At 42.3% G+C, this 16,870-nt stretch carries 14 protein-coding genes; 7 read left to right on the top strand and 7 right to left on the bottom strand.

The window, feature by feature from the left end; all coding sequences use genetic code 11:
* Positions 1–23: 23 nt before the first annotated feature.
* From NO991_RS02590 to NO991_RS02570, 5 genes are all read right to left on the bottom strand, one after another.
* Positions 24–347 carry a hypothetical protein gene (locus NO991_RS02590; RefSeq protein WP_054552027.1) on the bottom strand — a complete coding sequence of 108 codons (324 nt, stop codon included), beginning with the start codon at positions 345–347 and terminating at the stop codon, positions 24–26.
* 76 nt (positions 348–423) lie between these two features.
* The gene (gene tsaB, locus NO991_RS02585) at positions 424–1,116 is read right to left on the bottom strand and encodes a tRNA (adenosine(37)-N6)-threonylcarbamoyltransferase complex dimerization subunit type 1 TsaB (RefSeq protein WP_300544517.1); all 693 of its coding nucleotides are present in this window, start codon (positions 1,114–1,116) and stop codon (positions 424–426) included.
* 10 nt (positions 1,117–1,126) lie between these two features.
* Positions 1,127–3,043: an ATP-dependent DNA helicase gene (locus tag NO991_RS02580; RefSeq protein ID WP_054552025.1), complete on the bottom strand. Its 1,917-nt coding sequence runs from the start codon at positions 3,041–3,043 to the stop codon at positions 1,127–1,129.
* Positions 3,044–3,147: 104 nt separating this feature from the next.
* Positions 3,148–5,010, bottom strand: coding sequence for a M28 family metallopeptidase (locus NO991_RS02575; protein WP_300582351.1), 1,863 nt, complete (start codon positions 5,008–5,010; stop codon positions 3,148–3,150).
* Between the two features lie 69 nt (positions 5,011–5,079).
* Positions 5,080–7,275: a M4 family metallopeptidase gene (locus NO991_RS02570; RefSeq protein ID WP_300360494.1), complete on the bottom strand. Its 2,196-nt coding sequence runs from the start codon at positions 7,273–7,275 to the stop codon at positions 5,080–5,082.
* Positions 7,276–7,662: 387 nt separating this feature from the next.
* Here NO991_RS02570 and NO991_RS02565 point away from each other — a divergent pair, with 387 nt between their 5' ends.
* Both NO991_RS02565 and NO991_RS02560 read left to right on the top strand, forming a co-directional pair.
* Positions 7,663–8,742 carry a mechanosensitive ion channel family protein gene (locus NO991_RS02565; RefSeq protein WP_300418271.1) on the top strand — a complete coding sequence of 360 codons (1,080 nt, stop codon included), beginning with the start codon at positions 7,663–7,665 and terminating at the stop codon, positions 8,740–8,742.
* A gap of 225 nt (positions 8,743–8,967) precedes the next feature.
* Positions 8,968–10,251, top strand: coding sequence for a sodium:proton antiporter (locus NO991_RS02560; protein ID WP_054552023.1), 1,284 nt, complete (start codon positions 8,968–8,970; stop codon positions 10,249–10,251).
* Positions 10,252–10,278: 27 nt separating this feature from the next.
* Here NO991_RS02560 and NO991_RS02555 read toward each other — a convergent pair whose 3' ends face one another.
* Entirely contained in the window at positions 10,279–11,244 is a 966-nt protein-coding gene (locus NO991_RS02555; RefSeq protein WP_194441029.1) for a sensor domain-containing diguanylate cyclase, read from the bottom strand.
* Positions 11,245–11,334: 90 nt separating this feature from the next.
* Positions 11,335–11,568, bottom strand: coding sequence for a hypothetical protein (locus tag NO991_RS02550; protein ID WP_054552021.1), 234 nt, complete (start codon positions 11,566–11,568; stop codon positions 11,335–11,337).
* A 344-nt stretch (positions 11,569–11,912) separates the two neighbouring features.
* On the opposite strand from NO991_RS02550, the gene hisG reads away from it, so the two are divergent.
* The 5 genes from hisG to hisH are packed head-to-tail and all read left to right on the top strand — an operon-like array spanning position 11,913 to position 16,852.
* Positions 11,913–12,812 (top strand): ATP phosphoribosyltransferase, encoded by a 900-nt coding sequence (hisG, locus tag NO991_RS02545; protein ID WP_138616628.1) that lies wholly within the window; start codon positions 11,913–11,915, stop codon positions 12,810–12,812.
* Positions 12,813–12,818: 6 nt separating this feature from the next.
* Positions 12,819–14,120 (top strand): histidinol dehydrogenase, encoded by a 1,302-nt coding sequence (hisD, locus tag NO991_RS02540; protein ID WP_371351647.1) that lies wholly within the window; start codon positions 12,819–12,821, stop codon positions 14,118–14,120.
* Positions 14,110–15,207, top strand: coding sequence for a histidinol-phosphate transaminase (gene hisC / locus NO991_RS02535; protein WP_187490069.1), 1,098 nt, complete (start codon positions 14,110–14,112; stop codon positions 15,205–15,207). The genes hisD and hisC overlap by 11 nt, the downstream gene beginning before the upstream one ends.
* Positions 15,204–16,265 carry a bifunctional histidinol-phosphatase/imidazoleglycerol-phosphate dehydratase HisB gene (hisB, locus tag NO991_RS02530; protein ID WP_138616622.1) on the top strand — a complete coding sequence of 354 codons (1,062 nt, stop codon included), beginning with the start codon at positions 15,204–15,206 and terminating at the stop codon, positions 16,263–16,265. Before hisC ends, hisB begins: the two co-directional genes overlap by 4 nt.
* Positions 16,262–16,852 (top strand): imidazole glycerol phosphate synthase subunit HisH, encoded by a 591-nt coding sequence (hisH, locus tag NO991_RS02525; protein WP_063707478.1) that lies wholly within the window; start codon positions 16,262–16,264, stop codon positions 16,850–16,852. The genes hisB and hisH overlap by 4 nt, the downstream gene beginning before the upstream one ends.
* The last annotated feature ends 18 nt before the right edge of the window (positions 16,853–16,870 follow it).

The following is a 16,870-nucleotide window of genomic DNA, read 5'->3' as shown; positions in this document are numbered from 1 at the left end:
CTTTTATTAATCATACCAATTAGCTATGCATATACATCAACGCCAATAAGGCTTTGCACTTCGGCGCGGCGCTCTAAGTTAGCAAATTCCGTATAGGTTGAAATCGCGCGACTGGTTTTTGGGTTGCTTGGTTTGTCATAAATTGTTTGCTGATAGCTTTGCGACTCAGCTTTAAATTCATCGGCAATAGCAACAGCTTGAGGACTTGATTTAACATACTCTGTTGACGATTTTTGCTCAGCCGTTTGGTCTGATATCGCTTTAGGCTTATCAGTAATGGTATTTTTACGGCTATATTGACCGGGAATGTCACCGGTATAAAAGCCTGAGCCAATAGGTAAAGTCAAACTCGTAATTCCACATCAAACATGACTAAATTATGTGCCATAACTGACGGGCACGCAAGTCCCGTTATTCTTTCAGTTACTCTCGGCCTGGTAGCTTTTTCCAAGTCACTGTATCACGAACATATTTAGGCTGCGCATTGGCTGCAGTGACTGTATCACCGTGAGCATAAGCAGTGGCAACCGAGGCCAGCATGTACTTCGCATCAGGCAGTAAAATGTTTTCATTTAAGCTTACATTTGCAAGTTCTGTAACAAGTGCAGGATAGGTCTGCCAACCTGTACCCACCGCTGTTACAGCCATTTCAGGTAGCGTTAGCAACTCAGGTTTAATGACTTGCTCTTCATCAACAAGCAGCATTAGACCATTATCATCAGCTTTATAGTGAGCGTAATAAATCTCGCCCATACGTGCATCAATCGCAGAAAACACATCGCTGGCTTGGTCTTGCTCAAACGCTTGTTGTGCCATCATCTGCAGTGTTGATACGCCAACCAAAGGTAAGCGTGCGGCATAAGCTAAACCTTGAGCAATCGCAACACTAATACGCACGCCAGTAAAGCTACCCGGTCCTTGACCAAAACCAATTACATCTAAATCGGTTAGTTTACATTGCGCCTTTGCGAGTAACTCATCAATTAAAGGCAAAATCTTTTGGCTGTGCTGCTGTGGGCACTCTTCAAAATGATGAAATGTTTGCCCTTGATAATGTAGCACCAGCGATAAAGCTTCAGTTGATGCATCTAAGGCAAGAATATTGTGTTTAATCATCTAAGTTACTCTAATTGATCTGTTCTAAAAACGCGTTTGCCATTGCTAAGTCGCGCGTACGGCGCATGGGTGGCAAACTTTTTAAAAATACTTGGCCGTAATGGCGTGTTACTAGGCGGTTATCGCAAATAACCAGCACACCTTTATCTTTACTATCGCGAATAAGTCGCCCTACCCCCTGCTTTAATGCAATGACCGCTTGAGGTAATTGAATATGCGCAAATGGGTCTTTGCCTTGTAACTGGCAATCTTGCATTTTTGCTTGCAATAATGGGTCATCAGGTGCGGCAAACGGCAATTTATCAATGATAACACAACTTAATGTGCTGCCTCTAACATCTACGCCTTCCCAAAATGAGGCTGTGCCGAGTAAAACGGCATTACCGTGACGGGTAAACTTCTCAAGGATAATGCGTTTAGACATTTGCCCTTGCATATAAACCGGATAATCCATTTGTGTGGTTAAACCTTCAGCTACTAAGTGCATCATACGATAGCTAGTAAACAGCACAAAGCAGCGACCTTTAGCTGATTTAATCAACTCAAGGGTCAGCTTGATAATTGCGTGGGGCATATTATTCGCATGAGACTCAGGTAAGTAGCGCGGCAAACAAAGTAGTGCTTGTTGTTGATAATCAAACGGACTTTCAACAATCATGCTTTGCGTTGGTTTTAAGCCAAGGCTGGCGTTAAAGTGCGCTAAGTCGTTATCGACCGATAAAGTCGCCGATGTAAACACAAAACCAGCCCCAGTGTCTTTCATCATTTGTGCGAATTTAGCCGATACATTAAGCGGTGTAATGTTTACCGTTAGGTATCGGCGAGTGGTTTCGTACCAATAACTATAGCCCGTTTGTGCGGTATCAAATACCCGCTCTAACTGACCTTTAAAGGCCAGTGTGCGCTCAAACGGATGCTCTATTTTTTCGCTACGGTCTAAGCATAACTTTAATACTTGGTATAAAAAGTCGAGGTCGCTAATGACCCGGTGCAGTGCTGCACAAATCTCTTTATCAGCCAGCTTTTCACGCCAATCACCACGGCTACCATCAAGCCCAAACTGCAAGCGTAAATCTGCCACGCTAGTTTCTAACTTGTTGAGGGTTTTGCCTAATTGCAGCATATCAGGGATATCGGCACGGTAAATTGCTCGTAAGTCATTAATTAAATCCACCAGCTTTTTGGTACTAACACTTTCACCAAAATAGTCACTGGCTATTTCACTGAGCTGATGAGCCTCATCAAAAATATAGGCGTCTGCCGTAGGCATTAATTCAGCAAAGCCTGTGTCTTTTACAGCCATATCTGCAAAGAATAAATGATGGTTGATCACCACCACGTCAGCTTCCATGGCATTTAAGCGGGCTTTACGAATATAGCAATCTTGAAAATCGGGGCACTCTTTACCCAAACAGTTATCAGCCGTTGAGCTAACATAAGGCAGTACCTTGGCGTCTTCTTCTATGCCTATACAATCTGCTAAATCGCCCGAACGGGTTTCACTTGCAAACTTTGCCACCATCGCAAGTTGATGCATTACATCTGGATCATCAGTTGGCACATGCGCAACGTGCTGGCTTAAGCGATAGGTACACAAATAATTCGCGCGGCCTTTTAAAAGAGCGACTTTTTTAGTGGCGCTCAGTGCTTTGACTAAATTGGGTAAATCACGGTGAAACAACTGCTCTTGTAGTGCTTTTGAACCCGTAGAGATGATGGTTTTGCCTTTTGATTTTAACGCAGGCGCTAAGTAAGCATAGGTTTTACCCGTGCCTGTGCCCGCCTCAACCACTAATTGGTGACGTTTTTTTAAGGCATCGTCAACTGCAACAGCCATGTCAATTTGTGGCTGCCGAGGAGTATATCCATCAAGAGAAAGTGCAAGGGGGCCAGTGGCACTGAAAAGTTGTTTGATAAACTTCGCCAATAGATTAAAAGTGATGGGCAGATTTTACGTAACTGACTTGCCAAGGGCAAGACTAAATGAGGAAGCAAGGCTTCCTCATGGTTAAAAGTATGATTGCGTTTAAATCATTGTCCTTGAATCGTTAATGTCACGCCCGATGCAGCTCGGTAACCCTGTAAATCTATGTACCAAGTTCCACTTTGTGGGTTATCAAATTGACAACTTTCTTCGTTACCATTTTTGTAGGGCCGACATAGATAATTTGAACTTGTTGACGCTGAGCCATAGTTAACATACAAATCTGCATCGCCACTACCGCCAGATATAGTCACCGTTAAATTACTAAGGCCTGCCGGTATTTGTTGAGTAAAGCGCTGCCAACTACCGGTAGCGACACTCACGTTTGTCTCAGTTCGGTCAACGTTTTCGCCGCCACTTGAGGTGCTATAACTTCCCGTGAGTGACACATTCGAAATCTCATTCCACGCTTCAACCATGACATGATACGTGCCAGTTTGAACTGACGACATCACACAGCTTTCATTACTTGTAGAGGTTGTGCTTTTACAATCAAAGTCTTGTAATGTTGGTTTACTGCCAAATTTAACGTATAAATCGGCATCACCGGAGCCCCCCTCAGTTACAAACTCAAGGTTACTGCTCATTGCAGGTACTTCAAGCGTAAAGAATAGCTGCTCTTTTGCTGCGCCCGCCAAACCCGTTTTAGCTACGCCATTTTCAAGCTGATTAGTCGGCTCAGTTACTACATCACCGGCATTTTTTGCCATTTCAGCAACATAACTCACTGCTAGTTTTGCAAATTTACTCGCGTGAGCCGCATCAAATTGAGCATCATTTGATGTGTGGATCAAAGGGTTAATGTCACTCATTGTTGATTCAAATGGCATTGAGGCGGCAAACCCTTGTTGATACCAAGAGGCATGATCTGAGCAGCCATAACCACATTGATCAAAGCCATAGCTCACTGCGGGCTGGTAAGCATCGAGCAACTGCGATAAATACTGATTTTGCGATGAGTTTGTGTAATCTGTCATCATCACAATATCTGTGCTACTGCCGTTATTGCCAGTCATATCAAACTGTACCATGCCTACAACATTCTTACCCTGTGTTTTATAACTTTGAGCAATATCTTTTGAGCCCCTTAGACCTACTTCTTCAGCAGCAAACCCCATAATTTGTATGGTCCGCTGAGGTTGGTAGTTATTTTCCACTATTGCTTTTAAGGTTTGTGTGAGCACTGCAATACCCGAGGCATTATCATCTGCACCAGGAGCTCGGCCATTACTTGGATTAGACTGATTGATTGAGTCTAAATGGCCACCAATAACGACAATTTCATCTGCTTTTTCTGCACCAGGAATGGTCACAATAACTGATGATTGCGAAAAACTATGGTTAAAATACTCAACACTGATATCACTGCGGCTACTAGCTATTTGCTGCCAATGGCTCTTTAACCAATCAGCAGCATCAACACCACTTTGCACGGCATAATATCGGTTATGAAAGTTCATCATGCTATTAACCGTATCGCTCAGTTCACTACTATCAATCGATGATATTAGCGCGTTAACTGTCGCGGCATTATCAATACTGTAGTTTACTAGGCTCGCATTCATCGCAGTCTGCGAAACCGCATTTAATTGCTGAGTATAGAGCTCTGCATCTGCTAATGAGTCATGGGCTACAAAACCACCGCAGCGATGATAGTTATCGTGCATAAACTCACTTAAACCAGCGATATCCTGCTTGTTAACGCGCATAAAATTAACTTGATTCAAAGCTGATTTTTGCATCGCAAAATTGCTGTTTAGTTTACGTTTACTCACGGTATCTTGTTGAAAGTGCTCTGCAGCAAGGGCATCAATAGTGACCCAAATTGTTTCGTCTTGCGCTGCATAACTTAGTTGGCTCAGTGACAGTGTGGCAAAGCCTACTAAGCACTGTGTTAGGCGGGTTGTCATAATCAATCCTTTTATGATGTGTATTTTAATGAAAATAAAAAAGGGAGCCGAAGCTCCCTAAAAGGGTGGCTAGTTAGCCGAAATGGTGAGAGTTACACCACTTGCAGCGCTGTAGCCGCGAAGGTCGATATACCAAGTACCCGCTTGAGGGTTTGTAAATGTACAAGTTTCGCTATTGCCGTTTTTATAAGGACGGCAGTCATAGCTCGATGTTGTCGATTGAGAACCAAAGTTCACATACAAGTCAGCATCACCAGAGCCACCAGAAATAGTCACATCAAGTGATGAATAACCAGCATCTAGGTCTTGCGTGAAACGAGTCCAGCTATTTGTGCCAACACTTAAGTTAGACTCAGTACGGTTTATTGGTGTTACACCACCACCGCTGCCCGAATCAAAGCTACCAGTAAGTGATACACCTGAAATTTGATTCCACGCTTCTACCATTACGTAGTAAGTACCCGCTTGCACATTACTGATAGCGCAGCTTTCTGTGCTAGTAGATGAAGTACTTTTACAATCAAAGTTGCTCAGTGTTGGTTTTGCGCCGTACATAACGTAAAGGTCTGCATCACCACTTCCACCAGTTGTATTGAATTGTAAATTCGTTGCACCTGCTGGTACTTCAAGAGTAAAGAACATTTGATCTTTCGCTGCACCACTGATCCCTGTGCGAGCAACGCCATTAGTTAGCTCTTCATCACCGCCCGGAGGTGGCTCAGTTGTGCCACAGCTACTACCCGCACTTAAGCTTGAAGTCACACCAACCGCCGCAAGTGCCGCTTGAACATCTGCTGGGTCATAGCTTAAATCACACGCCGCATCCATCACGCCATTACCTGCTAAATCCCAGTTTGTGCTGGCTGTCCAGTAAAGTTGGTTAGCACGCGCCATCACAACAAATGCCTTTTGCGTATCCCAACCTGGTGTGGTTGCAAGGTTATAAAATGCCTTGTTGAATACACCTGAGCTGTAGTGCACATCCATACCAGAGTAGTAATTGTTTTGATGGTCAATCGAGCTGCCATCTTGGGTGGGGTTATTCATGTAACGTAATGCACCGTTACCTTTAAAGATTTCCTGACCCACTAACCAGTCATTTGAGCCTTTCATGTAAAACTCAGCTGCTTCACCTGCCATATCAGAGAAAGCTTCGTTCAAACCACCTGATTTACCAGAATAAATAAGCCCTGAATTTTGTTCGGTAAAACCATGGCTCACTTCATGGGCCGATACATCAAGGCTAACCAGTGGATAAAACGTATTTTGACCATCACCAAATGTCATGGCACTGCCATCCCAAAATGCATTTTCGTAGTTATTACCATAATGAACACGCATTTTTAGCTGGAAGGTTAAAGGCGCGGTACCTAACCAGTCGCTATACATATTGAAAATAACGTTACCAAAATAATGTGCATCATTTAATGGCGAGTATGCTCCGTTTATTTCTTTAAAGGTATTTTCTGGGCATGTAAACGAATACGCTGACGAACCACTTGTACCACCATTTAAATTAATGGTTCTTACGTTAGCGTTATTCATCGTACAAGTACTGCCTGACTGAGTAACATCTAGGCTATCAAAATCAGTACCGTAAATGTATTTGCCGGTTTTTAAGTTACCGCCTGGGCCCGTTGCACTAGCATGTTGTAAGTTATCGAAGCTAAATAAAACTTCACCGCTGTTTGCATCAATAATTTGATACGGACGAGATGGGTTATCGCCATACGTCACATAAGATACTTCATACACTAGGTGTGCAACGCTGTCTTCATCTAGCCAAATAGCTAAGCGGGATTGTTCATTATGCTTTTTTAACCCAACTGATTTAATTGCAGCGGGTGAGTTAGCAAGGCCCTTCGCCATTGCTTTTTTCTTGTTAAGTGCCGGAGACACTGAATCGATGTCGGCGGCAATGTCATACACTGCTGCACCATGTGCGCGTTTTAATTGGCCATTACCATCAAATGTAAGGCTAACCGTATCGCCGATGACAGGTAGACCTTGATACATCTGCTGATAACGGCGCGTGGTGTTGCCGTTACTGGTTTTGATTTCTTTTAATACAACTAAATCATTCCCTGCACCTAAACCAACTAACTGATTTGGATTTGCACTCAATACAGATGATGCATTGGTTTGCAAAGCTTGGTTAATCCCTGTTTGTTCGTTTAGGTATTTCTTGTTCGCAGCTACTGCACTTGTTGCTTGAGTCAAAGCAAAAGCAGCAAGAGTTGCTAGTGTGATTTTAGATAAATTCACGTTTACGCTCCGTTAGATTGTTATGTATTTAATATTTTCCTAGTAACCGGACTGCACTGTTCCCGATTAGTGACCAGCCTAGATTGATTGGAACGAAATTGAAAATGAAACAAAAAATTTACAAATAAAGTATTAACTCTAAACTAAAACCCTATAATTAACAGCAGGATAAGAAAATTAAAGTTTATTAATTGTTAACAAATAAAGTTAAAGTGTAAAATTATTGATACAAAATAATAACATTTGATATACATTTGTACCTTTTATTTGCATTTAATATTGCTCATTTCATTATTTGTGGTTCAAAGCTGAAGGCTTAAATATCCACAAAAAGCCTGGGTACATAATTTGCAGCAATACCAAGTACCTAGAATTTAAGGACTAAGCATGAATACTGAGTTGATACAAAATGAATGGCTAAATGAGCCTTGGCTGGTTGTCATTGGAGGCACTGCACTAGCCGCTATCACTTTGTTCTTATTGAGGTTTGTAATTATCTATTGTTTAAAAAAATGGACTCAACGCACTGACTTTGTGTTCGACTCTTTATTGGTTGACTCACTCTCTACACCATTGACCTTGTGCACAATGATGGTGCTTGTGATCATTTTTGGTCAGTTATTGAACACCACCGGCTTTATGGCTGAGCACCCCTTACCTATTGCGGCCACCGCTAAATCCATTTGTATTTTTGCCTTAGTGTTATTTTTAGATCATTTCTTATTTGGTACCGTTGATTATTACAGTGCCCGCTCGGTGGTGGTTTCGAATAGTCATAGCATCATTAAAGGCTTGATCCGCTGTGCAATTGTGTGTGTTGGCTTATTGGTGTTATTAGGCACGTTAGGCATATCAATCACCCCAGTTATTGCCTCATTAGGCATTACCTCTCTTGCCGTCGCTTTGGCTTTGCAACCGACACTCGAAAACTTTTTTTCTGGCGTGCAGTTGGTGATTGATAAACCAATTCGGGTCGGCGACTTTATAGAGCTTGAAAGTGGCGACCAAGGGTTTGTTGAGAAAATTGGTTGGCGCTCAACCTGGGTGAAAATGTTGCCGAACAACATGATAGTCATCCCCAATAGTCAGCTGTCTAAATCACGCATCATTAACTACTTTTATCCCGAAAAAGAGCTCAGCGTCCCCGTTGAGGTGGGTGTTCATTATGGCTCCGACCTTGAAAAAGTTGAGCAAGTAACTTTGGATGTAGCAAGACAGATCTTAAAAAGCCATAAATGGGGCATCGATGATTACGAGACCTTTGTGGTCTTTCATACTTTTGACCAATCAAGCATCAATTTTACGGTGATGTTAAGAGCAAAAGAGTACTTTAACCGCTTTTGGGTAAAATCTGCGTTTATCAAAGCATTACATCAACGTTACGCAAAAGAAGGAATTGTGATCCCTTACCCAATCAGAGCTATAAATACCAGCCAAGAATCGGCTCACTTTAAACAGGCTGATTGACCTAACTGAAGTTATCATAATTGCACATTCATCAGGTTTTTTTTGTCTCTTTTGAGACATTATTAACAGCGATTATACATATGCAATCAGCACCTTGAATTTTTACTCTAAAATGTCATAAAAATCGCATAAACACTGTGACATACCTATTTTAGAGGCGTACTATATGCGGCCAGAAAGTGACTGCTTTCTGCGTCTTGTTATAAAAATATTTAAGGTCAAACAATGAATGCTTGGTACCTCATTTGTTTTCTTTCAGCATTAGCTATTTTTATTGCTTTTGCTAACCAATTCATCCTCAAAATGCAAACTACAATTGCTATAACAACAGGTTCTGTTGTTATTTCTCTACTTCTTATACTTGCCGTTAAAATGCTTGGTGATACCACCGCCCTCGAAATGACTCAAGTTGTCTCCAGTATCAACTTTAATCAGTTGCTATTAAAAGGGATGCTCGGCTTTTTGCTGTTCGCGGGTGCGCTAGAAATCAACTTAGCAGCCCTTCGAAAGCAACGGTGGGAAATTACCGCATTAGTGTTATTTTCAACAATAACCTCAACGGTCATTGTTGGTTACTTGAGCTATTATTTGTTTGCTTTTGTTGGCTGGCCCGTGCCGTTTATTTACTGTTTATTGTTTGGTGCTTTAATCAGCCCAACCGACCCGATTGCAGTGTTAGCCATTATTAAACAAATGCGAGCCCCAGAAGGTATTTCTGTGCAAGTTGAAGGTGAGTCTTTGTTTAATGATGGTATTGGTTTAGTGATTTTCACAACGATATTTTCAGTGGCCTTTTATGGCACCGAAGCTACCTTTACTGACGTTGCAGAATTGTTTTTAGTTGATGCAATTGGCGGTATCGTGTTTGGTCTGGTGATTGCGTTAGTCGGGCATTTTTTAATTATTAATAGCCGCGATGTGAACATTCGTTTGCTACTAACCCTGACCATTCCAACAGCCGGCTTTGCAGCAGCAAATATTTGGGAAATCTCAGGTGCCCTTGCTATGGTCACCAGTGGTATCTTACTTGGCAATATTACTCGTTCAAAAGCAACAGAGCGTACCGGGCCTGAAGATACTCGCTACGTGAAAGACTTTTGGCATGCCACAGATAGCTTTTTAAATGCCTTGCTGTTTTTGATCATCGGAATGCTAATTGTCACTATGCCTATTACTCTTGAAGAAATTGGCTTAGGTTTACTCATGGTGCCTGTGGTGTTGCTGGCTCGTTTTTTAAGTGTAGGCACGCCATTTGTATTTTTTAAAAAGTACCGCCAGTACGATAAGCACTCAGTGAAAATACTCACTTGGGGTGGCTTACGGGGTGGTTTAGCGCTTGCAATGGCAGCTGCCATCCCACGCGATCAAGTAATGATCGCAGGCTCTGATTTACATGACTTGATTGTTATTGTCACTTATGTGGTGGTGATCTTTTCGATTATCGTACAAGGTTTGACAATATCGCCGTTGATCCAAAGCAGTATTCAATCAGCAGAAGCGAAAAATTAAGCACTGATTTTTACTTTAAAGGCTCGATTATCGAGCCTTTTTTTGTGCTTTATCGGAATACATTCGTGCGTCTGCAACAGCAAGTAATTTAGTCAGCGAGCAAGGCTGCTGATCTGAAAAATCGGCAATGCCATAGGAAAAGCTAAGTTCAACTTGATTATTAAAACTATTAGGTAAGTGACTGAATGACAAAAATAAACGCTGCATAATAGCCTCGCAATCACTGGTATTTAAATCTGTAAACAAAATTACAAACTCATCACCGCTCAACCGCGCATATAAATCCGCTTTGCGACAGCAGCTTTCCAGCAACCTTGCAAAATCTTTTAGCAACCGATCGCCTGCAGCATGACCGAACTGGTCGTTAATTGCTTTAAAGTTATCTAAATCTATAAATACCAATTTTGCTTTTAAATGCTGGCGAATGCATAAATCAAGGTAATGTTCAGCTGTGCTAATAAAACCCCGACGATTGGGTAATAAGGTAAGCTCATCTGTGGTTGCTAATTGCATAACCGCAAACTCACGCTCGACAATTGCTGCAAAGTCTTTTAAAACTTTAGTATCTTTATTGTTAAAACTGCGAGGTTGGTGATCAATAAGGCACAAAGTGCCAATTCTATTTCCTGATTTAAGTGTGATTGGGCAACCTGCATAAAAACGAATATTTGGGTCACCCATTACCAGCGGGTTATCTTCAAAACGTTTATCGTTTAAGGCATTTTCAACCACTAGGGGGTCTTTATATAAAATTGCATGGGCGCAAAAAGAAATGTCTCTTGCAGTCTCTGTCACATCTAACCCCACACATGACTTAAACCACTGTCTATGCTCGTCAATTAAGCTAATGACACAAATTGGCACAGAGAAAAACTGTTGGGCAAGGCGAGTGATTCGGTCAAAGGCGGGGTCGCTCTGAGAGTCTAATACATCCAAAGAGCGAAGCTCTTCAAGCCTTGCTTGCTCATTTAACGGCACTGCTGGTCGTTCCATTAGATTGCCTTTTGATCAAAATCACATGTATTTCTTAACCCTAGCAGAAAAAAATGGTCTATTGCATACAAACAATTTCTTAAATTTCTGCTATGCCCATGTATCTAGGTGTTTATTACCCTCTTCATCTTCTTCTATGGCATTTTTACCGCTTTTATCATCTTTTTTAGCAGCTTTTTTTCGTCGCTCTATTTCTCGTTTTTGGCGTTTTTCAAGTTCAATTCGCTGCACGTTCGCATCTTTTACGCCCGCAATGTGAAATGCGCCTTTACTTTCTAACTGTAGCCGTGTAATTCGACCTAAAAAGGGGATCATGATATCCATTTGTACCTCCTATCTATCCATTTATTATCGGCGGTTATAGCATATACTTTAATTTCGCAAAAAAATGCTTGCCAAATATTAGCAAAGCATGTTTATCTATATACGTAACTTATTTAAACAGATTTACGCACTGGTTTATACAAACGAGTGCAATACAGGAAAAATTATGCGCTTCAATCTGACAACTATCCATCATCACCATCATTCACCGGAATAGCCTGTCAGGTTTTTCGCTGAGAGGTTATTCCTAAAAGGAACCTCTGGCGAGCAATCAACCCAATTATTTATTTTCGCCCTGAGGTTCCCTCGGGGTTTTTAGTTTTTGAATTAAAGGAAAATGAATAATGAGCAATACCAACCGTTTACGAATCGCCATCCAAAAAGGCGGCCGCTTATCAAAAGACTGCCAAGAGTTGCTAAAGCAACTTGGTGTGAAATTAAATCTTCGTGAACAACGTTTAATCGCACACTCTACCAATATGCCAATTGATGTACTTCGTGTACGCGATGACGATATTCCGGGCCTAGTAATGGACGGTGTGTGTGATCTGGGTATCGTAGGTGAAAACGTACTTGTTGAAGTACAAGCCGAACGCGAACGCCAAGGTGTGGAATTCGAAGTAAACAAACTTTCTAAGCTTGATTTTGGTTACTGTCGCCTTGCACTTGCATGGCCGCAAGAACTTGGTCCACAAAATAAAAGCTGGTTCGAAGGTAAACGCATTGCCACTACCTACCCAGAAATCTTAAGCCAATACCTAAAACGCGAAGGTATTAACGCAAGCACAGTTATGTTAACGGGCTCTGTTGAAGTTGCGCCCCGTGCTGGTTTAGCTGATGCAATTTGTGACTTAGTATCTACAGGTGCAACGTTAGAAGCAAACGGCTTAATGCAAGGCGATACCATCTTAGAATCAAACGCATGTTTAATTCAAAACAAGAATCTAACTGATCAAAGCAAACTTGATTTAATCAATACGCTAATGCCGCGTTTACGTGGTGTACGCCAAGCAAAAGAAAGTAAATACATCATGCTACACGCACCAAAAGCAAAGCTTGATGAAGTATGCGACTTACTACCTGGCACAGGTCAACCAACTTTACTATCGCTTGCTGGTAGCGACGATTATGTTGCGCTACATATGGTTAGCAGCGAAACCCTTTTCTGGGAAACAATGGAACAGTTAAAAGCACTAGGCGCTAACTCAATTCTTGTTATGCCAATTGAAAAAATGATGGAGTAATTATCCATGTTTCGCTGGAATGAGGAAAATCAACAAGCACAGCAGGCGGTACTTACCCGCCCTGCTGTTACTGCAAGTAAAGAGGTTGAAGCAATTTGCATCGACATCTTAAATGCAGTTAAAGCACAAGGTGACGCAGCGTTATTAAAGATGGCAAAAGAGTTTGATAAGCGCGAAACACCGCGCTTATTAGTGCCAGTTGAAGAAATAAACCAAGCTGAGCAGTTATTATCAAACGAGTTAAAAGCCGCTATCGAAACGGCCTACGCCAATGTAAAACGCTTTCACCAAGCACAATTACCTAAAGATATTAAGTTAACAACGCAACCTGGCGTATTGTGTGAACTTAAATATCAAGCCATTGAAGCGGTAGGTATTTACGTGCCAGGTGGTAGTGCGCCACTGCCATCGTCAGTAATTATGCAAGGGGTGCTTGCACAGTTGAGTGGTGCACAAACCGTTGTGCTTACTACACCTGTGAAAGCCGATGAAACTATCAACCCTGCCATTTTATATGCGGCAAAACTATGTGGTATTAAAACCATTGTAGAAAGTGGCGGCGCGGGTGCGATTGCAGCGATGGCTTACGGTACAGAATCAGTGCCTAAAGTGAACAAGATTTTTGGCCCGGGAAATAGCTTTGTCACCATTGCAAAACAACTTGTTGCGCAAACTATTCCGGGTATGGCGATTGATATGCCAGCTGGTCCTTCTGAAGTGTTAGTGATTGCTGATGAGCGTGCAAACCCAGGGTTTATTGCGGCAGATTTATTATCGCAAGCAGAGCACGGCGCTGATTCGCAAGTTATTTTACTGTGTAACAGCGCACGCATTATTGAAAAAACACAGCAAGCATTAACAGAGCAGCTAGCAAAGTTAAGTCGTAAAGACACTGCCGAGCAAGCCCTTGCTAACTCAAGCTTGATATTAGTCGACTCGGTTGAGCAAGCCTTTGCGGTGTCTGCTCAATATGGTCCTGAGCACCTTATTCTACAGCTTGCTGATGCGCAGCCTTATTTAAGCTTAGTGAAAAATGCCGGCTCAGTATTTGTGGGTGATTACACTCCGGAGTCTGCCGGTGACTATGCATCGGGTACTAACCACGTACTACCAACGTATGGTTACAGTGCGACTTATTCGAGCTTAAACTTACTGGACTTCTTTAGAACTTACACAGTGCAAACCATCAGTAAAAATGGCTTACGTGAATTATCTAAAGCAATTTTACCTTTGGCTGCAGCAGAGGGGCTTGATGCTCACGCTAATGCTGTTTCAATTCGTCTTGAGGCTATGAACAATGAGCGATAATTCAAAAATAACAACGCTGTTGCCAGATAACATTGCAGCGCTTACAGCCTATAGTTCAGCGAAAAGTGAAAAACTAACAGGCACAACGTGGTTAAATGCCAATGAAAGCCCGTATTCACGTACGCCAAATATCAATTTAACTGATTTAAATCGCTACCCAGATCCGCAGCCTCAGCAAGTGATCACTCGTTACGCTTGCTATGCTAATTTAGAGCCAGAGCAAGTACTGATGACTCGTGGCGCTGACGAAGGTATTGAACTATTAGTACGTACTTTTTGTAGCCCTACTAAAGATAGCATTGCACTCTTTTTGCCAACTTACGGCATGTACAAAGTCACTGCTGATACCCACAACATTGCGATTAACGGTTTAACTCAAGAGCTGTTATTAAAAGGCACGGTTGATGAGATTGTCACTGCAGTTGCTGATTCAAAGTTGGTGTTTATTTGTAATCCAAATAACCCTACCGGCAGCATGACAAGCCTAGACAAAATCAGAAAAATCACCCAGCAACTTGCGGGTAAAGCGATTGTAGTGGTGGATGAAGCTTATATAGAATTTTGCCCAGAACAAACAGCGGCAAGCCTGATCAACGAGTTTAGTAACCTTGTGGTACTAAGAACCTTATCAAAAGCATTTGCACTTGCGGGTTTAAGAACAGGCTTTACGCTAGCCAACAGCGAGCTACTTGCGCCTATTCGTAAAGTGATTGCGCCTTACCCTGTATCAACGGTGGTTGCGAGCATTGCCGCAGATGCATTAAGTAGCGACAACATCGCTTCAATGCGCCGTCAGGTAACGATTTTAAATAGCTTAAAAACCAAACTAAAAAATTGGCTTGAGCAATCACCTGCTGTTATCAAAGTACTGAGCGGTGAAGGTAACTTCGTCACCTTAAAACTAAAAGACAAACAATCATTTAATATCGCACTTGAGCAAGGACTCGTGATGCGTGCCTTCACTTTATATGGCGAAAATGATTGGTTACGAATTTCTATCGGTAACGAGCAAGAACTAGAACAAGTAAAAATTTGGTTAGATGGCTTATCACTGACCAGCAATACAGTAGAACAGGAATTATCATGAGCAACCCGTATTTATTTATTGACCGCGATGGCACGATTATCGAAGAGCCTATCACCGACAAACAGGTTGATAGCCTAGAAAAATTAGTGTTCTTGCCGAATGTGATCCCTGCTCTATTACAACTTCAAGCGGCAGGTTACCGCCTTGTGATGGTTTCAAACCAAGATGGTTTAGGCACTGATAGCTTCCCGACCGCTGATTTTGATATTGCCCAAGACAAGATGATGGATATCTTAAACAGCCAAGGGATTAAATTTGATGAAGTTCTGATCTGCCCTCACTTTGATGAACAAAATTGTGACTGCCGTAAACCAAAAACTGGTTTACTTACTGAGCTGATGCGCTCAGGTAAAGTCGATTTAGCACGCTCATTTGTGATTGGCGACCGCCAAACAGATATCGGACTTGCTAATAACTTATGCTGTGAAGGCATTTTGTATGACGGCAGCTGGGATGCCATTGTCACTAAGTTGACAACCGCGAACCGTGAAGGCCGTGTCACTCGCAACACCAAAGAAACGCAAATCGATGTACAAGTTAATTTAGACCAAACAAAAAATGGCGAAATTAGCACTGGCCTTGGCTTTTTCGATCACATGCTTGACCAAATTCGTACACACGCCAACATCGGACTTAATATTCAAGCCACTGGCGACTTACACATTGATGAGCACCACCTAGTTGAAGATATCGGCATTGCACTTGGCCTTGCCCTTAAACAAGCGCTAGGTACAAAAACGCAAATTGGTCGCTATGGCTTTGCACTCCCTATGGATGAATGTAAAGCAGAAGCGCAAATTGACTTATCGGGTCGCGCCTCGTTTGTATTAAATGCCGATTTTAGCCGTGAAAAAGTGGGCGACTTAGACGTGCAAATGGTTGAACACTTCTTTAAAAGCTTAAGTGATAATGCCGCCATGAGCCTAATTCTGTCGGTTAGCGATGGTAACTGTCATCACCAAGTTGAAGGCTTATTTAAAGCGTTTGCAAGAGCACTTCGCGCTGCGATTGCAAAAGATGCCACACAACAAACTGCCAGCTCTAAGGGGTGTTTATGATTGCCATAATTAATACCGGTTGTGCCAACATTAACTCAGTTCGTTTTGCCTTTGAGCGCTTAGGGAAGACGCCAGAGGTGATCACCTCCCCTGAACAACTGAAAGGCTTTGAACGTGCGATTTTACCAGGCGTAGGTCATGCTTCTGTTGCCATGAAACGCTTAAAAGACGGTGGTTGGCAGCAAGCAATTGATGAATATCAGCGCCCGCTAATGGGCATTTGTTTAGGCATGCAATTACTTTGCGACAGCACAGAAGAAGGTAATGTTGATTGCCTTGGCAAAATTCCGGGTGTTGTTAAGCACTTAGAAGTGGGCACATTAACCTCACCACACATGGGGTGGAATGACTTAAGTGTGTTAAAAGAGCATGCCCTTACCAAAGGGTTATCTGCGCAAGATCAAGTGTACTTTGTGCATAGCTTTGCGCACACAGTAAACGATGCCACCCTAGTTAGCGGTGAATACGGGCAAGCTTTTTCTGCGATTGTTGCCAAAGATAACTACGCAGGCATGCAGTTCCACCCTGAGCGAAGCGCCAAAGTAGGCACGCGACTTTTACAAAACTTTTTAGATTGGCAGCTGTAAGCGCAGCAAAAAATAAGA

Origin of the sequence: Pseudoalteromonas sp. DY56-GL22 (assembly GCF_041414715.1) — a bacterium.
GTDB lineage: Bacteria > Pseudomonadota > Gammaproteobacteria > Enterobacterales > Alteromonadaceae > Pseudoalteromonas > Pseudoalteromonas simplex.
Note: the sequence above shows the minus strand (reverse complement) of the source record. Positions and strands in the feature narration are given on the sequence as shown.